Raw genomic sequence first — 20195 nt, forward strand, 5'->3', positions numbered from 1 at the left:
TTAACGGGTCTCACGTCGCGGGGTGTTCAGGTTCCGGTTTGTCGGCGATCGAGGCGTTGACCACAGTGGTCTTGTCCTGTGTCCCCACGATCTGGGTCATCTCCCCGGATGGCGCCTCCCAGGCGGCGGACACGGGAATGTGCACCTTGGGCTTGTCGGCGGCCGGTTCCCCGGCCTGTTCGGCATCTGCCGGTCGTGTGTCTGCCGGTCGTGTGTCTGCCGGTTGGGTGTCTGCCGCCGCCTCCGCATCCGCCTCGGCGAGGATCTCCTCGCTCGTCTTCCGGTAGTCGTTCGTCGAGATCTCCCCGGCCGCCAGCCGCTCACCGAGTTCCCGAAGCCGCTCCTGCCAGCTCATGCCCCAGTTCGTATCACGGCCTCCGTAAAGTGGCGCCATGGCGAACACGAGTGGTTGGTTCGAACCGGCGACGGACAAGGCCCGCCAAGAGGCCGAGGACTGCGGCAGGCTGGTGGAGATCGTCCGCAACGAGGAGGGCCTGACCCGCGCACAGCTGGCGTCGGCCGCGGACGTGCCGGAGGAGGACGTAACCCTCTTCGAGTCCGGCCGCGTCTCCCCGGTCGAACCGATGCTGACCACCCTCCTGCGCGCGATGGGCCGCACCGCCTGACGTCCCTCACCGGGTGACCCTGGCGTAGTTGATCGTGCGGGTGGTGGAATGCGCGCCATGAGCACGACCTGGTTCAACGCGGTCGACGTGACCGAAGCGCAGCGCGCCCGCTGGGACGCGGAGGACAACGGCCGCCTCGTTTAGTCCATGCGTGAAGACCTCGGCTGGACGCGCACCCGGCTGTCGAAACTCGCGGGCACGTCACACGCGGAGCTGGCGAGTTTCGAGATGGGCCGGACCGTCCCCGCGCAACCGCTGCTGGTCCGGTACCTGAACGCGATGGGCTACGGCCCGCGTTAGGAAAGAGTGGAGCGGACGACGGGATTCGAACCCGCGACCCTCACCTTGGCAAGGTGATGCGCTACCAGCTGCGCCACGTCCGCAATGCCGGAAAGCATACCTCAGGGCCTTAACACCTTTGGCATGGGGCTGTTCGGCACAGCGACCTGGACTGGTTGGCCTAATACCTTCGTCGGTATCGCCTTCACGTTCTTAACGTTTGCCGTCCACTCGAAACGGTGTGTGGCAGATTTGGCGAATCCCGTGGCGGTCGGGATGGAGGTGTCGTGACCAGCGAGGCTGTGGAAGCACCAGAAGGCGGGGACCGAGCACTGCTCGAGCGGCTTCGTGGGGGTGAGGACGCTGCCTTCGGTGAGCTGTTCTCCCGTCATTCCGCCGCCGTCTTCCGGCTCGCGCTAGGGCTCGTGAACGACCGGGCCGAGGCCGACGACCTGACGGCGGAGGCGTTCTTCCGGGTGCTGCAGGCCATCCGGCGCGGTGCGGGGCCCGTCGACAACGTGCGCGGCTACCTGCTGATCGTCGCCAGGCGGGTGGCGTGGGAGTGGAGTCTGCGGCGCAAGGAGATGCCGGTCTCCGACGAGGAGCTGACCCACCGCGCTCCCGCGAACCCGGACACCTCCGGCCAGTTCACCGAGCGCAACCTGATCCGCCGCGCCTTCACGTCGCTGCCGGAGCGGTGGCGGCGCGTGCTCTGGAAGATGGAGGTCGAGGGCGAGCGCCCGGCGGCCGTGGCCACGAACTTCGGCCTGTCGCCCAACGCGACCGCCGCGCTCGCCCGCCGGGCGAGACAGGGGCTGCGGGCCGCCTACCTGCAGGCCCACCTGGCGTCCGAGCGCAGTGCCGTCGGCTGCCGGTCCGTGCTGGAGAAGCTCGGCGCCTACACCGCGGGGACCACCTCGGGCATCGAACGCCGTCGCATCCGCACACACCTGTCCACCTGCACGTCCTGCACCGCGATGTACGCCGAGCTGCGGGACATCTTCGTCGGTCTGCGCCCGCACACCGCGCTCGCGACCGTGCCGGTGGTGGGGGCCGCGCTCTGGCAGCTCGGCGCCACCCTCAAGGGCCTGCTCGCGAGCACGAAGGTCCAGGTCGGCATCGCCGCGACGTCGGCGGCCGCGGCCGGGGCGCTCGGGTTCGCGTTCGCGCCGTGGGGTGGCGGGGACGACTCGAAGCCGATGGAGCTGGCCGGCAAGCGGGCCATCGAGACCCACGCGGCGGCCCAGCCGGTCCAGCCGAGGACCACCGTCGACGTGCGGCGCGGCAGCCTGGAGGACTCGATCACGCCGCCGGAGAAGGACGAGACCTCCGACCGCGGGTACGGCGCCGAGGACACGGACGCCCCCGTGACCCCCACGTCCGGGACGCCCGCGGGCGTGCCCGCGGAGGGCGCCGAGACCACGACCACCGAGGGTGACGGCCGCGACGACGTGCCCATGTCGAGCGAGACCCCGGCCTTCGACGAGAGCGCCCCGATCGTGTACCGCGAGACCACGGTCGAGACCTACAGCCACGAGTACGAGGACTACACGCTCGTGCAGGAGACGACCACCGTCACCGAGGTCAACTCCCTGGATCAGACGCGCACGACGAAGTCGACGACGACCTACACACAGCCCAAGGACGGCCACGCGACCGCGATGAGTGCGACAGATCCGGCACCAACCACCTGACCGGGCCCTGACAACGCCCCCGGTATGCGCCATCATTGAAGTTGATGTTGCCGGCCGCCGGGAGGCGATCGAATGACGCGCGTTGTGCGCGGGGCTGACGGACGAATGTGGACCCTGCGCGGCGAGATGGAGTGGCGGCAGCCCGCCACTGACGACGACTTCGAGCACGACGTGAGCGTCGGCAGCATGTCCGCGTTCGTCCTGCTCGCGCTGGTCATCGGCCTGGCCGTGGTGCTCGTGGTGTCGATCCCGGACGACGTCGTCGCGCCGTGGAGCAGCAAGATGCTGTGGCTCGGCCTCCTCATCGTGCTGGCGATCCTGTTCTTCCCGGCCCGCTGGGCGCTGCGGCGGCCGTGGAAGGTCGTCGCGGAGACCGGCGACAACGGCGAGGGCGAGCCGGAGGAGCGCTGGGTCGGCACCGTGCGCGGCATGTTCACGGTCCGCCAGCAGGTCAACCGCATCGCCAAGGACATCCAGCTCGACTCGCAGCCGGGCCTCGAAGGTCCGCTGCAACCCGTGGCGTAACCGCCGGAATCGGGCAAGACTGGGGCCGTGCCAGAACTACCCGAGGTGGAGGCGCTCGCACAGCACATCCGCGAGCACGGTGTCGGTCGCACCGTGGCGCGGATCGACGTCGCCTCACTGTCCGTGCTGAAGACCGTCACCCCACCGTGGACCGAGCTGCACGGCAAGGAGGTGACGGGGGCCGGCAGGCACGGCAAGTTCCTCGACGTCGAGGTCGGCGACCTGCACCTGATCATCCACCTGGCCCGCGCGGGCTGGCTGCGCTGGGCCGACACCCTCTCCGCCGTGCCGCCGAAGCCGGGGAAGGGCCCGCTCGCGTTCCGCGTGCACCTCGGCCCGCCCGGTCAGGGCCCCGGCTTCGACCTCACCGAGGCTGGCACCAAGAAGGGCCTGGCGGTGTGGATCGTGGCCGACCCGAAAGAGGTGCCGGGCATCGCGGCGCTGGGCCCGGACGCGCTGGCGCTGACCCGTGACGAGTTCGTCACAGTGCTCTCCGGCCACACCGAGCGCCTGAAGAACGCGCTCACTACCCAGCGGATCATCGCCGGCATCGGCAACGCGTACTCCGACGAGATCCTGCACATGGCGAAGCTGTCCCCGTTCGCGACGGCGGGCAAGCTGGCCGACGATCAGCTGGACCGGCTGTACGAGTCGGTGCGCGAGATCCTCACCAGCGCCGTGAACAGGTCGGTCGGCCAGCACGCGGCGACGCTGAAGGGCGAGAAGCGGTCCGGTCTGCGGGTGCACAACCGGACCGGTATGCCGTGCCCGGTGTGCGGCGATACCGTGCGCGAGGTGTCGTTCGCCGACAAGGCGTTCCAGTACTGCGCGACCTGCCAGACGGGCGGGAAGCCGCTCGCTGACCGGAGGTTGTCGAGGTTGCTCAAGTGACCCGCGCTTGCCACGGAGGGTGTCGTGGCCGGAGCATTGCCGGGTGACCGACCTGTTGAACGAACGCACCATCGTCGGCGGGATCGCGATCCTCGTCTTCGCCGCGGCGTTCGCCTTCTGGATCCGGTCCCGGAAAACCGACAACTCGGTCGACGACGCCGTCCTGGACGCGGTCCAGCGGTTGTCGAAGGCCGCGCCCGCCATGCGCAGCGGGCTCACCGAGGAGGCCGCTGACCAGGCCGCCAAGCACCTGGTGGAGATGCTCAAGTGCGTCGCCATCGGGATCACGGACGCGACCGGCCACCTCCTGTCGTGGGACGGCGGCGCCAACGAGCACTACGCCGACCTGACCGGCGCGATCGACATGGCCATCCGCAACGGCCAGCGCGCGGCCATCCACCACACGAACCTGTCCTGCGACCACCGCAGCCGCTGCCCGATGCGCACGGCCGTGATCGTGCCGCTGATCCCGGACGGCCAGGTGGAGGGCACGCTGATCGTGGTCGGCGGGATCAACTCGAAGCGGCTGATCCGCGCCGCCGACGAGGTCGCGCAGTTCGTGGCGATCCAGCTGGAGCTCGCGAAGCTGGACGAGTCGAAGCAGCAGCTCGCGAAGGCCGAGGTGCGGATGCTGCGGGCACAGATCTCGCCGCACTTCCTGTACAACGCGCTGAACTCGATCTCCTCGCTGATCCGCACCGACCCGGAGCGGGCGCGTGACCTGCTGCAGGAGTTCGCGGACTTCACCAGGTACTCGTTCCGGACCTCCGGCCAGTTCACGACGCTGGCGGAGGAACTGCGCAACATCGACCGCTACCTGACGATCCAGAGCCAGCGGTACGCCGACCGCCTCAACGTGCGCATCAAGATCGCACCGGAGGTGTTGTCAGTGGTGGTCCCGTTCCTGGTGCTCCAGCCGCTGGTGGAGAACGCGGTGCAGCACGGCCTGTCCCCGAAGCCGGGCGGCGGCACGGTCACGGTCGTGGCGCAGGACAACGGCAACGAGGCGCTGATCAGCGTGGAGGACGACGGCGTGGGGATGGACGCCGACCGCCTGTTCGCCGACCTGCGGGACGCCCACAAGAGTGGGTCGCACGTCGGTATCGGGAACATCAACCAGCGCATGCGGCAGGTGTTCGGTGACGAGTACGCGCTGATGGCGGAGACCGCGCCGGGCGCGGGCATGAAGGTGATCCTGCGCGTTCCCAAGTTCTTCCCCGGCGTCCGCCCGGACCTCCCCAAGTTCGGTGAGGACACGGAACCGAAGGCGAGCCAGCCGACCTAGTCGCAGCGGGTGCCCGGGCGGTGCCAGCGGACCTGGCCGTCGACCACGTCCGCGTCCATGCCCGCCCAGTGCGGGTCGAGCGTCCAGTGGGCCGCGGCGCCGGGTGTCTCGTCCAGGTACACGCCCCGGTCCACCGAGCCGAACACCGCGAGCCCCGGCCGCGCCCACACCGCCGACAGCCGCCGCTCCACCCATGCCCGCGCCGCCGCGCACGACGCGAACTCGGCGACGTCGATCTGCGACAGGTGCGACTCGTCCCCCATGCCGAGCCACGCCCGCCAGCGCACCTGCTTCCCCATACGGAACATGAGCGGGCGAACTCGCGCGGGATACGTAGGGTGGTTCCATGAGTGTCACGGAAAAGCTGGCCGCCCGGCTCCCCATCAACAGGGGCACCGCAAAACCTGTCGTCGCGGTGGTCAAGCTGCACGGCGTCATCACTCCGACCCCGTCGCCGCTGAGCCGGGGCACGATCAACATCAACACCGTGGAACAGGCCCTGGCCAAGGCTTTCGACCACGAGCGGCTGTCCGCGGTCGCGCTCGCGATCAACTCGCCGGGTGGCGCGCCGACGCAGTCGGCGCTGGTGAGCGAGCGGATCCGGGAGCTGGCCGACAAGAAGAAGGTGCCCGTCCTCGCGTTCTGCGAGGACGTCGCGGCGTCCGGTGGTTACTGGCTCGCGTGCGCGGCCGACGAGATCTTCGCGCACTCGTCGTCGCTCGTCGGCTCGATCGGTGTGGTCACCGCGGGTTTCGGTTTGAACGGGCTGCTCGAACGGGTCGGCGTCGAACGCCGCGTCTACACCGCGGGCGCCCACAAGGTGCGCCTCGACCCGTTCCGCCCGGAGAAGGACGAGGACGTGGAGTGGATCAAGGGTCTGCAGTCGCAGCTGCACGACCAGTTCGTGTCGTGGGTGAAGGACCGCCGCGGCGACCGGCTGAACGACGGCGAGGACCTGTTCACCGGTGAGGTGTGGACCGGCGTGCGGGCCAAGGAGATGGGTCTCGTCGACGGGGTCGGCAACCTCCGCGCCGTGCTGACCTCGCGTTTTCCGGAGGCGGAACTGGTCGTGGCGGAGCCGAAGCGCCCGCTGCTGGCGCGACTCGGACTGGGGGGTGCGACACAGTCACTGCTCACTGCCATCGAACATCGGGCACTCTGGTCCCGCTTCGGTCTCTGATCTCGTGTCACCCACGAGGGGCAACACCATGGACAGACGGTACTTCCCATCGGCAAGATGCGGGTCACAGTGAGTACTCCACCCAACACCCCCGGTCTCGTCGTCCTCGCCGTGGACGACGAGAAAGACGGCATGGACCTGATGGTCGAACGGCTCGAGGCGAACCGCTACGTGCGCCGGGTCATCCCGGCGTTCGACGCGACCGAGGCGCTGCGCCAGCTCGGCGGCGACGACCAGGAGCTGACCGCGCGCCGCAACGCGGGCAAACCGATCGTGGACGCGGTCTTCTCCGACCTGAAGATGCCCGGCCTGACCGGCATGGAGATGGCGAAGGTGCTGGCCGGCTTCAAGCCGTCGCCGGTGCTGGTGTTCATCACCGGGCACGGCGAGGGCAACGACGCGGTCGAGGCGTTCGACCTCGGCGCGGTCGACTTCATCCCGAAGCCGTGCGACCAGGGCCGCATGGACCGCGCGGTGCAGCGGGTGATCTCCAAGCTGCGCGGTGACGGGCTGGTCGGCGAGGCGCCGCAGGTCGCGTCCGAACCGGCGGACGACGAGGTCATCCCGGTCGAGCTGGCGGGCAACACGAAGCTCATCCCGCGCTCGTCGGTGCGCTGGGTGGAGGCGCAGGGCGACTACGCGCGCCTGTTCACCACCGAGGGCTCGCACCTGGTGCGGATCCCGCTCGCGCAGCTGGAGGAGCGGTGGGAGAAGGCGGGGTTCGTCCGCATCCACCGCTCGTACCTGGTGCCGATCAACCTGATCACCGAGCTGCAGCTCGGCGGCAACGGCTACCACGTGGTCATCGGCGACGAGGAACGCAAGCTGCCGGTGAGCAGGCGGCACACGCGTGAGCTGAAGGACCGGATCGTGCGCCGCGGTGGCTTATGAGCGGAGCTTGCGGAGCGACTAGTCGAACACGGGGCGACGGCGAGCGGCCGGACCGAGCCTGCGAGGGGCGGTCGTGAGCAGGCATTCGGCGGGTCCTGGCCGGGAAGAGCAGGGGCCGCGGCGGTCCTACACGGACCCGCCGACGAAACCCCGCCGCAAGCGCGTCGTACTGGCCGACTCCCGGGCCCCCGTCACCCGCCTGCGCACCGTCATCGAGCTGGAGGAACAGACCAGCTACGGCGAGGAGCTGGTCCGCCAGCTGATCCGCGCGCAGTTCAAGCAGGCGATGAAGTTCTGGCTGGCCACGCTCGCCTTCTTCCTGGCACTCCCCGCGCTGTTCTTCTTCCTGCCGCAGCTGTCCCAGACCACCCTCGCGGGCGTCCGGTTACCGTGGCTCGTGCTCGGACTGCTGCCCTTCCCGTTGTTGTTCGGCGTCGGGTACTGGTACAACGTGGTGGCCGAGCGGCAGGAACGCGACTTCGTCGCGATGGTCGAGAAGTAACCGAGGTCTGGTGAGCGCAAAGATCTGGGCCCTTTCGGGTGCCTTTGCGGTCATCATCGCGACCTTCTACATCGGGTGGCGCTCCTCCAGGACGGCCAGCACCGCGCAGGACTTCCTCGTCGCGCGCCGCACCGTGCGGTCGCGCCGCAACGCGGCCGCCGTCTCCGGTGAGTACCTGTCCGCGGCGTCGTTCCTGGGTGTGGCGGGCCTGGTGCTGAAGGACGGCGCCGACGCGCTCTGGTACCCGATCGGGTTCACCGCGGGCTACCTGGCGCTCATGCTGTTCGTCGCCGCCCCGCTGCGCCGCTCCGGCGCGTACACGCTGCCCGACTTCTGCGAGGCCCGCCTGGGATCGCGCGCGCTGCGTGGCCTTGCCGCGGTGTTCGTGGTGTTCATCGGGATCCTGTACGTGGTCCCGCAGCTGCAGCTCGCGGGCCAGGCGCTGGCGAACATCCTGCCGGTGCCGACGTGGGTCGGCGCGACGGTGGTGACGGTCGTGGTGATCGTCAACGTGTTCGGCGGCGGCATGCGCGCGATCACGGTGGTGCAGGCGTTCCAGTACTGGCTGAAGCTGTTCGCGATCGCGGCGCCGACGTTCGTGATGTGCCTGCTGTTCATCGGCAACGGCGGCCTGCGCGACGGGCAGGCGACGACGCTGACCGAGGCGCTGCCGCCGACGTTCACGCAGAACACCGAGATCGACGTGCGCACCCCGGTGCTGCTGCGGGTCGAGGACCCGGTGTGGCTCGCGGCGCGCGGCGAGACCGACGGCGAACCCGCGATGGGCACGGTCTACTGGGGTCCCGGCACGCACGAGGTCGCCGCGGGCACCACGCTGCACTTCTCGAAGGGCTCGTCGGTCCCGGTGGTCGCCGGTGCGCCCGCGGACAACGAGAGCTGGCTGGCGCCGGCGTCGAACGGCGGCGACCTGTTCAGCACGTACTCGCTGATCCTGGCGCTGTTCCTGGGCACGATGGGCCTGCCGCACGTGCTGGTCCGCTTCTACACCAATCCCGACGGCAGAGCCGCGCGCCGCACCACCCTGCACGTGCTGCTGTTGTTGTCGCTGTTCTACCTGTTCCCGATCATGCTGGGCGCGCTGTCCCGCCTGTACGTGCCGGAACTGCTGGTCACCGGCCAGACCGACGCGGCGGTGCTGAACCTGCCGCACAGCATCGCGCCGGGCATCCTCGGTGACATCCTGGGCGCGGTGCTCACGGCAGGCGCGTTCGCGGCGTTCCTGTCGACGTCGTCGGGCCTGGTGGTGAGCGTGTCCGGGGTGCTGTCCACGGACGTGCTGCGCGGCCGCGTGCGGGACTTCCGGTTCGCGACGGCCGTGGCGGGCGGGGTACCGCTGGCACTGGCGATCGCCGTGCGGCAGACCGACATCTCGCTGACGGTCGGCATGTCGTTCGCACTGGCCGCGTCCACGTTCTGCCCCATCCTCCTGCTCGGCGTGTGGTGGCGGAAGCTCACGTGGGTGGGTGCCGCCGCGGGCATGATCGTGGGCGGCGGCCTGGTGCTGGCCTCGTTGGTGATCAACACGATCAGCAACCTCACGGGCGGCTGGGCACCGAGCGTGTTCAGCCAGCCGGCGATCATCACGGTCCCGGCCGCGTTCCTCACGGTGATCCTGGTGAGCAAGGCGACTCCCGCGAAGATCCCGGCCGACGTCGCACAGATCCGGCTGCGCATGCACGCCCCGGACAACCTGGGCCTGACCCGCGACCGCGCGGTGGCGAGCTTCGGCACGGCCGAGGAACGGTCCCGGCTGGCGGACGGCCGCCACCGCAAGGAGTGAGGCGGTCGCTACCGGTGGTCAGTCCCCTTTCGAGTGGCGAGATCGGGCAATCCCGCCATTAACATCTAGGCGAGCTCGGTCGTGGACGATGGGAGCCCCGGATGGCGGTGTCAGTGCTCGGCATGGCACGCCACATCGCGGACGAGCTGAAAGAAGGCCTGTCCGGCACGGGCGTGCGGTCGGCGGCCCGCGGCCTGCGCAGGCTGCTGGACGCCGACTTCGTCGCGCTGGCCGACCTGTCCGGCCGAGCCGTCTGGGCACCGGACGAGCCACCGTTCTACGCGGACGCGAACGCGCTGGTGGAACGCGTGCTGCACAGCGAGAACCGCGAAGGCCGGTCCCCGCTGGTGGCGGTGCCGCTGCACGTGGACCACGAGCTGGCCGGCGTGCTGGTGGTGGCGGGCGCGTCCCGGCGGGCGGCGGTGCGGGAGGCGTCGAAGTGGGTCGTGGAGGCGCTGGAGCGCGGCAGGCTGGAGGCGTCGGCCGAACAGGCGGCGCAGGCCGAGCTGCGTGCGCTGCGGGCGGAGATCTCGCCGCACTTCGTCTACAACGCACTGACGGTCATCGCCGCGCTGGTCAGTTCCGAACCGGACCGTTCGCGTGAGCTGATGCTCGACTTCGCCGACTACATCCGCTACAGCCTGGCGAAACACGGCGAGTACACGACGGTGGCGGACGAGTTCCACGCGATCGAGACATACCTGGCGCTGCAACGCGCGGTGCTGGGGGACCGGCTACAGGTGCAGGTGCGGGTGGCGCCGGAGGTACTCGCGGTGGCGCTGCCGTACCTCGTGCTGCAGCCGCTGGTGGAGAACGCCGTCCGCCACGGCATCGAGCCGCGCACGGGCACCGGGCACGTGCAGGTCCGCGGCGAGGCGGAGGGGAACGACTGCGTGATCAGCGTGGAGGACGACGGCCTCGGCATGGACCCCGCGCTGGCGGAGGAGATCCTGGCGGGCCGCGGCGGTTCGGACAGCGTCGGTCTGGCCAATGTGGACAGACGACTGCGGAGCGTCTACGGCCCGTGGTACGGCCTGGTGGTGGAGACGGCGACAGGTGAGGGAACCCGCGTGGTGGTACGGATCCCGAGGTTCCAACCGGGAGTGATGCCAGGATGACGGGCCTGTCCGTGCTGGCCGTGGACGACGTCCCCCCCGCACTCGCCGAGTTGTGCAGGCTGCTGTCGGACTCCCCGGAAGTTTCGGCGGTGGCGAGCGCGACGGACGCACTGTCCGCACTGCGCATGATCCAGAACGGCCGCTACGACGCGGTGTTCCTGGACATCTCCATGCCGGGACTGGACGGCCTGGAACTCGCTTCGCTGCTGGCGCGGTTGAACGAGGCCCCGGCGATTGTCTTCGTGACGGCGTACGAACAACACGCGGTGGCCGCGTTCGGCATCGGCGCGGTCGACTACCTGCTGAAACCGATACGAGCGGAACGTCTGGCCGACGCGCTGGCAAGGGTCAACCGGGTGATCCCGGACGCCAGCCCGGCCCAGGAGACCCCGGACGCGATGGCCGCGCTGCCGGTGGAGTCGGAAGGCCGCACGCGGTACATCCGCCGCACCGAGGTCCACTACGTCGAAGCCCACGGCGACTACGTCCGCCTGCACGCGGTGTCGGGCGTGCACGAGGTGCGCATGCCGATCTCGCGCCTGGAGGAGTACTGGGCCCCGGCGGGTTTCGTCCGAGTGCACAGGAGCTTCCTGGTGGCACTGGACGCGGTCCGGGAACTGCGCAGCGACTCAGTGGGCGGCCTGCTGGCACACACGGACCTGGGGGACGTCCCGGTTTCCCGCCGCCACGCGCGGGACCTGCGCGAGAAGCTGTTGTCCGCGGCCAAGTCCGGCCAGCTGGACCGCCGGTAATGCCAGGCCACAAGCGCATCGCGGTGATGAGCCCGCAGACACGGCTGGCGCATTCCCGCCGCAGGGCACGAGGCCGCTGGCGAGTCCCCAAACTGGACGGTCCCGGCGCCGACCGCGCGCTGGTGTTGCACCGCCGCCAACTCCGCCTGGCCGTGGCGCCACTGGCGTTGCTGTTCGCGGGCATCCTGGGCCTGCCGCTGGTGTTCGCCCTGTTCCCGGGCCTGGACGACATCCGCCTGCTGGGCATCCCCGTGTCGTGGCTGGCGCTGGCGGTACTCCCGTACCCGGCACTGGCCCTGCTGGCAGGGTGGCAACTCCGCCGCGCCGAAAAGGCGGAGGACACCGAGTGATCCTCGCCTTCGCGGTAGCCCCCGTCGTCCTCATCACGTTGCTCATCGGGCTTCGCGGTGTGGCGGCCATGCGCACCACCTCCGACTTCCTCGTCGCCTCCCGCCGCGTCTCCCCGCTCCTCAACTCGGCCGCGGTCTCCGGCGAGTACCTCTCCGCGGCCAGTTTCCTGGGCGTGGCGGGTCTGGTCGTCAAGGACGGCATCGGCGCGCTCTGGTACCCGGTCGGCTTCACCGCCGGCTACATCGCGATGCTCGTCCTCGTCGCCGCCCCCATGCGCCGCTCCGGCGCGCTCACCGTCCCCGACTTCGCCGAAGCCCGTCTGGCCTCCCCGGCCCTGCGACGAGTCACGGCGGCGGTGATCCTCGTCATCGGCGGGCTCTACCTGGTCCCGCAGTTCCGCACCGCGGGCCTGGTCCTCTCCGCCGTCAGCAACTCCCCGTACTGGGTCGGCGTGGTCATCGCGGGCTCCGGTGTCGCCATCACCCTCGCCCTGGGCGGCATGCGTGCCGCCACCTACGTGCAGGCCTTCCAGTTCGTCCTCAAGCTGGTCCTCTTCATCGTCCCCGCGATCTGGCTCCTCATCCAGGTCAGCCCGCAGACCCGCGAGGACGCCCTCAACCCCGTCGAGTTCACGCGTTTCGCGGCCGACACGTCCGTCGAGTTCCGCATCGGCACGACCCTCGAACTGAACGGCGAACGCTGGGAAGTCCCCCAGGGTGCCACCGTCGAGTTCGCGGCGGGCGATGAGGTTCCGCAGGTCGTCGGCGAGGCACGGCCCGGCGGCGAAGGCTGGTCCCGCCCCCTCCTCGACATCGCCGACGCCGACCACCCCCTGCTGAGCACCTGGGCCCTCACCGTCGCGCTGGCTCTCGGCACCATGGGTCTCCCGCACGTGATCATGCGTTTCCACACCAGCCCCGACGGCCGCGCCGCCCGCCGCACCGCCGCCTTCACGGTCGGGCTGCTCGGCATCTTCTACCTGTTCCCCGGCATCTACGGCGTCCTCGGCCGCGTCCTCGTCCCGCAGCTCTACCTCTCCGGCGCCACCGACACCGCGGTCGTCGCGCTCCCCGCGCAGGTCGACACCGGCTGGCCCGGCAGCCTCTTCACCGCACTGCTCACCGGCGGCGCCTTCGCCGCGTTCCTCGCGACCTCGCTCGGACTGCTCCTGGTCGTCTCCGGCGCCATCTCCTACGACCTGCTGTCCGGCGGTCTCCGCGGCCTCCGCGTCACCGTGGTGGTGGCCGCCGCGGTCGTGGTCCTCCTTGCGCTGCAAGCGATCCGCCTCGACGCGGGTGTCCTCGTCACCTGGGCGTTCACGGTCGCGGCCTCCACCTTCTGCCCACTGCTCGTGCTCGGCATCTGGTGGTCGCGCCTCACGGTCACCGGCGCCATGTCCGGTGTCCTCGCCGGCCTCTTCGCGTCGTCGGGCGCGATCGCCTGCACACTGTTCGGCCTGCCGGTCACCGGCTGGCTCGCCATCCTCATCGCACAACCAGCGCCCTGGTCGGTCCCGCTCGCGTTCCTCACGATGGTCCTCGTGTCGCTGCGCGGCAGGCCACCGACGTGGGCACGTACGGCCATGCTCCGCCTGCACCTCAACGAGGACCGCGAACAAACCCCGGCCGACCGCCTCCGGGCCCTGCGTGAACGCGCTCAGTCCTCCCAGACCAACCGCAACTGAAATGTGGTCCCGTACCGCCGCAAAGCGGATTCCGCGTTCGAGTGCAGTCCGAAAACTGTCTGGTTGGTGACCGGGTTGCGGCAATAGGTCACCGCTTCCTGGTCGTTCGTCGTCGTGATTTGCATTCCCCACGCGAACACGTTTTCCTCGTTGTCCGCGCTGACCAGCGTGAAGAGTCGTCCTTCCATGGTATTTCAGTGTGCGGATGAACTCGCCAGCACTGGGTTTCCCAAGGTTGGGCCAGGTGGCTGCGATCATGAGTCGTGGGTAAGCGAGCACCATTCCTCCGGCGGCGGCTGGGACGCCGGCTGCGGGAGATCCGTGAAGGCGCCAACTTCACACTGGCCGAAGCCGCGAAGCGCTTGGACAAAACCCGCAGCGCATTACAGCGCATCGAAACCGGCGCCACTCGCGCTGACGTGCATTTCATCCGCTCCGCCATGGACGTCTACGACCACTACGACGCCACTCTTGTCGAAGAAGCCCGCGAAGCGGCGAAACCCCCGTGGTTCCGCTCCTACGGCATCGAGGACGCGGGATATGTCGACGTAGAAACCTATGCCGCATCAGTAAAGGAATTCTCCGGCCTCATGCTCCCCGGCCTGCTGCACACCGAGGCCTACATCCACGCCCTGTTCGGCCACAGCCGCCGACGCCGCACGCCCGACCAACTGCGGAACGACATCGAAGTCCGCCTGATCCGCAAAGAACGCCTCACCAGCACGCAAGACCCGCTCGAACTGTCGGTGATCATCGACGAGTCGGCGCTCCGGCGGGAAGTCGGCGGCCCGGACGTCATGCAGACACAGCTCCGACAACTGATCGAGATGGCAGAACTCCCCAGCGTCTCCCTTCAGGTGCTGCCGCTCAAGATGCACAGCGCCCTCGACGGAGGCTTCACATTGTTGTCGTTCCACGACCGCGACGAGCCCGACCTGCTCTACGTCGAATACGCCACGGGATCGCTTCACATCGAGGAAGAAGGCGAGGTCCGAGCCTGTAGACTCAAGTTCGATCGGCTGGGTGTCGAAGCGCTGAGCCCTGACGACTCCATCGCGCTGATCAAGCGCATCAGCCAAGAACGATAGAGGTGTCCACAGTGGACCTTGTTTGGCGGAAGAGCAGCCGCAGCGGCCAGGACCACACGAACGGCAATTGTGTCGAGGTGGCGCACCCCGGACTCTCTGTAGCGGTCCGTGACTCGAAGTCCCCCGAACGAGGGATCCTGGTCGTGTCCGCCCCTGCTTGGGCGCGTTTTCTTCACGTCACCAAAATGTGACCTGCGCCACTCGTCGCGCTATAAGCACCGTTCGTCAACCGTTCGTCGTGCGACCAAGCGGTTGATCCACGAGTGATTCACGCCACCTGACCACCTCCATAGGGTTTGGAACCCCGGTTTCATTCCCCATGGAGGCAACGTGAGCACCACCGACCAGGGCCCACCGGACCCTGACTGGGCGACCATCCAGCAGAGCGCGGAGTTCATGCAGCTGCGCCGCCGCCTGCGCAACTTCGTCTTCCCGATGACGATCGCGTTCCTGGCCTGGTACCTGCTGTACGTGCTGCTGTCCGACTACGCGCACGAGTTCATGAGCACGAAGGTCGTCGGCAACATCAACATCGGCCTGGTCTTCGGTCTGCTGCAGTTCGTCTCCACGTTCGTGATCACGAGCCTCTACGTCCGGCACGCCAACAAGAAGCTCGACCCGATCGCCGACAAGATCCGTGAGGACGTCGAGGGAGGTGCCAAGTGAAGCTGGCAGCAGGCGTCGAAGGCAGCAACACCTGGCTCAACATCGGCATCTTCGGGCTGTTCGTGGCGATCACGCTGGTGATCGTGTTCCGTGCGAGCCGCTCGTCCAAGACCGCGGTCGACTACTACGCGGCCGGCCACTCCTTCACCGGCGCGCAGAACGGCGTCGCGATCTCCGGTGACTACCTGTCGGCGGCGTCGTTCCTGGGCATCGCGGGTGCGATCGCCGTGAACGGCTACGACGGCTTCCTGTACTCCATCGGCTTCCTGGTGGCGTGGCTGATCGCGTTGCTGCTGGTGGCGGAGCTGCTCCGCAACACCGGCAAGTACACGATGGGTGACGTCCTGAGCTTCCGGATGCGGCAGCGCCCGGTGCGCGCGGCCGCCGCCACGTCGACGCTCGTGGTGTCGTTCTTCTACCTGCTCGCGCAGATGGCGGGCGCTGGCGGCCTGGTCGCGCTCCTGCTCAACATCGAGAACAAGGCCGGTCAGGCGGTGGTGATCGCGGTCGTCGGTGTCGTGATGATCCTGTACGTGATCATCGGCGGCATGCGCGGCACCACCTGGGTGCAGATCATCAAGGCGACGCTGCTGATCGCGGGCGCGTTCCTGATGACCGTGTGGGTGCTCGGCAAGTACGGCTTCAACCTGTCGAGCGTGCTCGGTGCGGCGGTCGACCGCGTCGGCGAGGGCGGCGCCGCGCTGCTCGACCCCGGCAACCAGTACGGCGCCACCGGCACGTCCAAGCTGGACTTCGTGTCGCTGTCGCTCGCGCTGGTCCTCGGCACCGCGGGTCTCCCGCACATCCTGATGCGCTTCTACACGGTCCCGACGGCCAAGGAGGCCAGGAAGTCGGTCGTGTGGGCCATCTGGCTGATCGGCATCTTCTACCTGTTCACCCTGGTGCTCGGCTACGGCGCCGGCGCGCTGGTGGGCGCCGACGTGATCACCGCGGCACCCGGCGGCGTGAACTCGGCGGCACCGCTGCTCGCCTACGCACTGGGCGGCACGGTCCTGCTGGGCATCATCGCCGCGGTCGCCTTCGCGACGATCCTCGCGGTGGTGGCCGGTCTGACGATCACCGCGTCCGCGTCGTTCGCGCACGACATCTACGCGAACGTGATCAAGAAGGGCGAGGCGGACGACAAGGCCGCGGAGGTGCGGGTCGCCCGCATCACCGCACTGGTCATCGGCGCGGTCGCCATCGTTGGTGGCATCGTCGCGAGCGGCCAGAACATCGCGTTCCTCGTGGCGCTGGCGTTCGCGGTCGCGGCCTCGGCGAACCTGCCGACCATCCTGTACTCGCTGTTCTGGAAGGGCTTCAACACCCGCGGCGCGCTGTGGAGCATCTACGGCGGCCTGATCGTGTGCGTCGGCCTGATCATCTTCTCCCCGGCGGTGTCCGGCGGCGAGAAGGCGATGTTCCCGAGCGTCGACTTCCACTGGTTCCCGCTGTCCAACCCGGGCATCGTGTCGATCCCGGTGGCGTTCCTGCTGGGTTACATCGGCTCGAAGACCTCGAAGGAGATGGACGAGGCCAAGTACGCGGAGATGGAGGTCCGCAGCCTGACCGGCGCCGGCGCCGAGAAGGCGGTGGCCCACTAGCTCGCTGCACTGAAGGACCCCTTCGTCACGCCCAGCGTGATGAAGGGGTCCTTCATCACGTTCAGCGTGGCACCAGCGTGTTCTGCCTGGCCGCAACGCGCCAGCGCCCGTCGTCCTTGACCAACACGTACAGCGCGCACATGGTGTGGTCCAGGTCGATCGGCTCGCCGTCGGCGGTGATCGCGTACGCCTCCTTGTAGGCCAGCGCCACGTCCGGCCGCACGAAGCGCACGTCCTTGACCTCGTACCTGGCGAACTGGTCGCGCAACGGCCCCGCGAGCCCCGCCTCGCTGGCCGTCATCACCTCGTCGAGGCCAACGAGCCGCACGCCCATGGCGCTCACGAGCGTCGCGTCCGGCGCGACGTGCTTGTTCATCAGTGCGGCGTCGTTCGTGTTGAACCCACCCTCGACGTCCGCCACTACCTGCCTGATCTCATCGATGTCTCTGCTGTCGCTCACGCTTACAAGCTTCGAACCTCGACCAAGCACGAAGTCAACCTTCGCGTGCAACCCTCTGCCCGAGGTCCGCGTAGAAGGGGCAGATCATGAGGAGGTCGCAGGGTGCGAGGGCGGGACCAGGAGTTCGCCGAGTTCTTCTCGGCGCGCTTCGAGGGGGCTCGGCGGATCGCGTACGCGATGTGCGGAAGCTGGCCGGACGCGGAGGAGATCGCGCAGTCGGCGTTCGTGAAGCTGTACGCGCGGTGGACGAAGATCCGCATCGAGACCGTCGACGCGTACTTGCGCACGGTCCTGACCAGGGTGTTCCTGGACACGAAGAGACGGGGCCGAGCCCGTGAACAGGTCATGGCCGACCTGCCGGACACGATCGCGCCGGCCGACGCGGGCCCGGGGGAGCGACTCGCGCTGCGAACCGCTCTGCTCGCCGTGCCGCCGGGACAACGAGCGGTGCTGGTGCTGAGGTACGTCGCCGACCTGTCGGTGGACCAGGTGGCTGAGACCCTCGGCTGCTCGACGGGGACGGTCAAGAGCCAGACCGCGCGGGGCCTCGCCTCCCTGCGCGCCGCGTACCACAAGGGCGAGGTCAGCTTAGAGATGCGAGGAGCGTGACATGTTCGACGACGACACCACGGCGCGCAACGCGCTCCAGACCCTGAACGACGAGCCGGCCCCACCCCCCACCACGACGGTCGAGCAGGTGCTGCGGCGCGGCAGGCGACGCGTGCTCGCACAGCGCGTGAGCGCGGTGGCAGGCGTGGTGGCGGTGGTGGCCGCGATCGGGGTCACGGCGGTGCTGGTGCGCCAAGGCGGGACGGGCGACGGTGGCGTGCGGGTGGCCGAGCCGACGACGGCCCCCCCGGCGCCGGCGGGCCCCCTGCCGGGCTGGCGGACCATCGAGATCGACGAGGCGACCTGCAAACAGAACCCGTTGATCAACGTGCCGGGCACCGCGCCGGACGCACTGCTGCCACAGGCAGTCGTGGAACCGGCGTTCGTCGACGCGGTAGTGGCGGTCACCGGCCCGGGGGCGAGCGCGACCACCGCCCAGTGGGAGGGCTACTCGCCCAAGGCGGACGGCCCACGCGGCTACGTGGTGACCGAGATCCCCATGAGCGACGGCAACGGCCAGCTCCAGCTGGAGGCCTACGTCTACGGCGGCACCCCGACGGCGAAGGCCGACGCGTCGCTGTACGCCTACGGCGACTGCAAGGCCCCGGCACGGCACACGCTGCCGGACGGCACGGTGCTGCAGCTGTTCCAGCGCGACAACTTCGACCCGGAACAGCCGATGCAGCACCTGCAGATCTTCCGCCCGGACGGCCACGAGTACATCGTCACGTCGGCGGGCTGGAGCGAGGCGGACATGGTCCCGGTGCCAGGAAGCACCGCTTACACCATCGAAGGCGGCCGGAGAGACCTGCCGACCGACGACGCCCAACTGGCGGAGATAGCGACAACGCTGGTGGCGAACCTGGGTTGACCGGCTCACGCGCGTCCTACGGTCCGACGTGGCAGCATCGAGGTGTGATGCCACAGCAGGTGCCGACCGTGACCATCCCGGACCTCCCGGAGTCGCTGCCGGACGGAGTGACGCTCCTCGACGTGCGTGAACCCGACGAGTGGGCCGCGGGGCACGCCCCGGACGCGGTGCACATCCCCATGGGGGAGCTGGCGGGCAGGCTGGACGACCTCCCCGCGGACAACGAGGTGTACGTGGTGTGCCGCAGCGGCGGCCGCTCGGCCCGCGTCACCCAGTACCTGAACGCGAACGGCTGGGACGCGAAGAACGTCGACGGCGGCATGCAGCAGTGGCAGGCCGCTGGCCGCCCGATGTCCGCCGACAGCGGCACCCCGACGGTAATCTGACGTGACGCAGCCCCGCCAGCGCTGGATCGCGACGGTGCCCCCTGGGGGCACCCGCCGTCCACGCGCGCGCAGGCGCCTGCCGTACCCGGGCCCGCCCGGCTACAGCGCGCCACCGCGATGGGGCTTCCCGGCACTGGCCTGGCGCTGGCCGACGACCATCCCCGGCGCCAACCCGGACCAGCCGGTGACGGTCGACCGGGTACGGGCGGTGGCGGGCCACGCCTCCGCGATGATGTGGGCCCTGGCATGCCTGGCCCTGCTCACCGCGGGCGGCGAGATCTGGCGCTACGTGCTCCTGGTGCGAAGCCGGACCGGCGCACTGTCCTCCCGCCTGGTGAGCACGTCGGACGCGGTGGTGACGATCGCGGGCGTACTGACCCTGGCGTTCACCGTGCTGGCGGCGATCGTCGCCCTGTGGTGGCTGCACCTGGCCCGTCACGCGGCGGCGGACCTCGCGGACCAGGACGTGACCCGCCCGGACTGGCAGGTGCTGGTGTACCTGCTGGTCCCAGGCGTGAACCTGGCCATGGCCGGCGTGCTCCTCACCGAGCTGGAACACCAGGTCCTCCGCCGCCCCGGCACCGACCGCCCCCGCCCGACCAAGCCGCTCGCCATCTGGTGGGCAGCGTGGGCAACGGCGGGAATCCTGTTCGGGGTGACGGTCGCGTGGCGCTTCCGGGACTCGGTCCAGGCCCACGCGGACAGCGTCCTCCTGAGCGCACTGACCGACCTGTCCGCGGCGGCGGTGGCCGTACTGACAGCCCTGCTGATCCGCCGCCTGTCCACACTGCTGGCCCCGGTGGACCTCAACAGCGTCCGCTACCTGCGGGTCATCCGAGTAGAAGGCGCCCCGGAACCCCCACTGCGCGCCTCCCGCACCCTGTCCTCACGCCGCTGACCGCACCGCCATCAGCTGTCGACGCCGCCGCCGG

Annotated in this window: 26 protein-coding genes and 1 tRNA gene; 22 read left to right on the forward strand and 5 right to left on the reverse strand. The window is 69.3% G+C overall.

The genetic code is table 11. The annotated features are described in order from the left end of the window. Nucleotides 1-10: 10 nt before the first annotated feature. Complete coding sequence (locus FHR82_RS14825) at nucleotides 11-403, reverse strand: hypothetical protein (RefSeq protein WP_184810956.1); 393 nt, start codon at nucleotides 401-403, stop codon at nucleotides 11-13. Here FHR82_RS14825 and FHR82_RS14830 point away from each other — a divergent pair. Then, nucleotides 393-626 (forward strand): helix-turn-helix domain-containing protein, encoded by a 234-nt coding sequence (locus FHR82_RS14830; protein WP_184810957.1) that lies wholly within the window; start codon nucleotides 393-395, stop codon nucleotides 624-626. The genes FHR82_RS14825 and FHR82_RS14830 overlap by 11 nt on opposite strands. A gap of 147 nt (nucleotides 627-773) precedes the next feature. Next, on the forward strand, nucleotides 774-926 hold the full coding sequence (locus FHR82_RS14835; RefSeq protein ID WP_184810958.1) for a helix-turn-helix domain-containing protein: 153 nt from the start codon (nucleotides 774-776) through the stop codon (nucleotides 924-926). 7 nt (nucleotides 927-933) lie between these two features. On the opposite strand, the gene FHR82_RS14840 is transcribed toward FHR82_RS14835, so the two are convergent. Further along, nucleotides 934-1009 (reverse strand) — tRNA-Gly (locus FHR82_RS14840). Between the two features lie 183 nt (nucleotides 1010-1192). Between FHR82_RS14840 and FHR82_RS14845 the strand changes: the two genes are divergently transcribed. From FHR82_RS14845 to FHR82_RS14860, 4 genes are all read left to right on the forward strand, one after another. Next, nucleotides 1193-2599 (forward strand): sigma-70 family RNA polymerase sigma factor, encoded by a 1407-nt coding sequence (locus FHR82_RS14845; RefSeq protein WP_184810959.1) that lies wholly within the window; start codon nucleotides 1193-1195, stop codon nucleotides 2597-2599. Between the two features lie 72 nt (nucleotides 2600-2671). Further along, complete coding sequence (locus FHR82_RS14850) at nucleotides 2672-3124, forward strand: DUF983 domain-containing protein (protein ID WP_184810960.1); 453 nt, start codon at nucleotides 2672-2674, stop codon at nucleotides 3122-3124. 27 nt (nucleotides 3125-3151) lie between these two features. After that, nucleotides 3152-4015, forward strand: a complete 864-nt coding sequence (locus tag FHR82_RS14855) for a DNA-formamidopyrimidine glycosylase family protein (protein WP_184810961.1) — start codon at nucleotides 3152-3154, stop codon at nucleotides 4013-4015. A gap of 43 nt (nucleotides 4016-4058) precedes the next feature. Continuing rightward, nucleotides 4059-5300, forward strand: coding sequence for a histidine kinase (locus FHR82_RS14860; protein ID WP_376706413.1), 1242 nt, complete (start codon nucleotides 4059-4061; stop codon nucleotides 5298-5300). On the opposite strand, the gene FHR82_RS14865 is transcribed toward FHR82_RS14860, so the two are convergent. Further along, nucleotides 5297-5599 carry a hypothetical protein gene (locus tag FHR82_RS14865; protein WP_184810962.1) on the reverse strand — a complete coding sequence of 101 codons (303 nt, stop codon included), beginning with the start codon at nucleotides 5597-5599 and terminating at the stop codon, nucleotides 5297-5299. The genes FHR82_RS14860 and FHR82_RS14865 overlap by 4 nt on opposite strands. 47 nt (nucleotides 5600-5646) lie before the next feature. On the opposite strand from FHR82_RS14865, the gene FHR82_RS14870 reads away from it, so the two are divergent. The 8 genes from FHR82_RS14870 to FHR82_RS14905 all read left to right on the forward strand — a co-directional run bounded on the left by FHR82_RS14870 (nucleotide 5647) and on the right by FHR82_RS14905 (nucleotide 13579). Beyond that, nucleotides 5647-6480, forward strand: a complete 834-nt coding sequence (locus tag FHR82_RS14870; RefSeq protein ID WP_184810963.1) for a S49 family peptidase — start codon at nucleotides 5647-5649, stop codon at nucleotides 6478-6480. Nucleotides 6481-6537: 57 nt separating this feature from the next. Then, on the forward strand, nucleotides 6538-7371 hold the full coding sequence (locus FHR82_RS14875; protein ID WP_184810964.1) for a LytR/AlgR family response regulator transcription factor: 834 nt from the start codon (nucleotides 6538-6540) through the stop codon (nucleotides 7369-7371). Nucleotides 7372-7444: 73 nt separating this feature from the next. Continuing rightward, nucleotides 7445-7873: a hypothetical protein gene (locus FHR82_RS14880; protein ID WP_184810965.1), complete on the forward strand. Its 429-nt coding sequence runs from the start codon at nucleotides 7445-7447 to the stop codon at nucleotides 7871-7873. 10 nt (nucleotides 7874-7883) lie between these two features. Then, nucleotides 7884-9674: a sodium/solute symporter gene (locus tag FHR82_RS14885; protein ID WP_184810966.1), complete on the forward strand. Its 1791-nt coding sequence runs from the start codon at nucleotides 7884-7886 to the stop codon at nucleotides 9672-9674. 101 nt (nucleotides 9675-9775) lie between these two features. After that, nucleotides 9776-10792, forward strand: a complete 1017-nt coding sequence (locus tag FHR82_RS14890) for a sensor histidine kinase (protein WP_184810967.1) — start codon at nucleotides 9776-9778, stop codon at nucleotides 10790-10792. Next, nucleotides 10789-11544, forward strand: a complete 756-nt coding sequence (locus FHR82_RS14895; RefSeq protein ID WP_184810968.1) for a LytR/AlgR family response regulator transcription factor — start codon at nucleotides 10789-10791, stop codon at nucleotides 11542-11544. The genes FHR82_RS14890 and FHR82_RS14895 overlap by 4 nt, the downstream gene beginning before the upstream one ends. Then, the gene (locus FHR82_RS14900) at nucleotides 11544-11894 is read left to right on the forward strand and encodes a hypothetical protein (RefSeq protein WP_184810969.1); all 351 of its coding nucleotides are present in this window, start codon (nucleotides 11544-11546) and stop codon (nucleotides 11892-11894) included. Before FHR82_RS14895 ends, FHR82_RS14900 begins: the two co-directional genes overlap by 1 nt. After that, on the forward strand, nucleotides 11891-13579 hold the full coding sequence (locus tag FHR82_RS14905; RefSeq protein WP_184810970.1) for a sodium/solute symporter: 1689 nt from the start codon (nucleotides 11891-11893) through the stop codon (nucleotides 13577-13579). The genes FHR82_RS14900 and FHR82_RS14905 overlap by 4 nt, the downstream gene beginning before the upstream one ends. Here the strand turns inward: FHR82_RS14905 and FHR82_RS14910 are convergent. Then, the gene (locus tag FHR82_RS14910; protein WP_184810971.1) at nucleotides 13552-13767 is read right to left on the reverse strand and encodes a hypothetical protein; all 216 of its coding nucleotides are present in this window, start codon (nucleotides 13765-13767) and stop codon (nucleotides 13552-13554) included. The two genes, FHR82_RS14905 and FHR82_RS14910, sit on opposite strands and share 28 nt — an antisense overlap. A 75-nt stretch (nucleotides 13768-13842) precedes the next feature. Here FHR82_RS14910 and FHR82_RS14915 point away from each other — a divergent pair, with 75 nt between their 5' ends. The 4 genes from FHR82_RS14915 to FHR82_RS14930 all read left to right on the forward strand — a co-directional run bounded on the left by FHR82_RS14915 (nucleotide 13843) and on the right by FHR82_RS14930 (nucleotide 16937). Further along, on the forward strand, nucleotides 13843-14667 hold the full coding sequence (locus FHR82_RS14915) for a helix-turn-helix domain-containing protein (protein ID WP_184810972.1): 825 nt from the start codon (nucleotides 13843-13845) through the stop codon (nucleotides 14665-14667). 11 nt (nucleotides 14668-14678) lie between these two features. After that, on the forward strand, nucleotides 14679-14858 hold the full coding sequence (locus tag FHR82_RS14920) for a DUF397 domain-containing protein (protein WP_311771137.1): 180 nt from the start codon (nucleotides 14679-14681) through the stop codon (nucleotides 14856-14858). Nucleotides 14859-14997: 139 nt separating this feature from the next. Further along, nucleotides 14998-15333: a DUF485 domain-containing protein gene (locus tag FHR82_RS14925; protein WP_184810974.1), complete on the forward strand. Its 336-nt coding sequence runs from the start codon at nucleotides 14998-15000 to the stop codon at nucleotides 15331-15333. Continuing rightward, the gene (locus FHR82_RS14930; RefSeq protein WP_184810975.1) at nucleotides 15330-16937 is read left to right on the forward strand and encodes a monocarboxylic acid transporter; all 1608 of its coding nucleotides are present in this window, start codon (nucleotides 15330-15332) and stop codon (nucleotides 16935-16937) included. Before FHR82_RS14925 ends, FHR82_RS14930 begins: the two co-directional genes overlap by 4 nt. Before the next feature lie 61 nt (nucleotides 16938-16998). Here FHR82_RS14930 and FHR82_RS14935 read toward each other — a convergent pair whose 3' ends face one another. Next, on the reverse strand, nucleotides 16999-17397 hold the full coding sequence (locus FHR82_RS14935) for an SgcJ/EcaC family oxidoreductase (protein ID WP_311771084.1): 399 nt from the start codon (nucleotides 17395-17397) through the stop codon (nucleotides 16999-17001). A gap of 102 nt (nucleotides 17398-17499) precedes the next feature. Between FHR82_RS14935 and FHR82_RS14940 the strand changes: the two genes are divergently transcribed. From FHR82_RS14940 to FHR82_RS14955, 4 genes are read left to right on the forward strand one after another with little or no spacing between them, the layout of a single operon-like run. Then, nucleotides 17500-18006 (forward strand): SigE family RNA polymerase sigma factor, encoded by a 507-nt coding sequence (locus FHR82_RS14940; protein WP_184810977.1) that lies wholly within the window; start codon nucleotides 17500-17502, stop codon nucleotides 18004-18006. Nucleotide 18007: 1 nt separating this feature from the next. Continuing rightward, a complete protein-coding gene (locus tag FHR82_RS14945; RefSeq protein WP_184810978.1) occupies nucleotides 18008-18877 on the forward strand; it encodes a hypothetical protein in 870 nt (289 codons plus the stop codon). 47 nt (nucleotides 18878-18924) lie between these two features. Beyond that, nucleotides 18925-19263, forward strand: a complete 339-nt coding sequence (locus tag FHR82_RS14950; protein WP_184810979.1) for a rhodanese-like domain-containing protein — start codon at nucleotides 18925-18927, stop codon at nucleotides 19261-19263. A 1-nt stretch (nucleotide 19264) separates the two neighbouring features. Next, the gene (locus tag FHR82_RS14955) at nucleotides 19265-20161 is read left to right on the forward strand and encodes a DUF4328 domain-containing protein (RefSeq protein WP_184810980.1); all 897 of its coding nucleotides are present in this window, start codon (nucleotides 19265-19267) and stop codon (nucleotides 20159-20161) included. Nucleotides 20162-20195 lie beyond the last annotated feature (34 nt).

Source organism: Actinophytocola algeriensis, from assembly GCF_014203735.1.
In the GTDB taxonomy this organism is placed as follows: domain Bacteria; phylum Actinomycetota; class Actinomycetes; order Mycobacteriales; family Pseudonocardiaceae; genus Actinophytocola; species Actinophytocola algeriensis.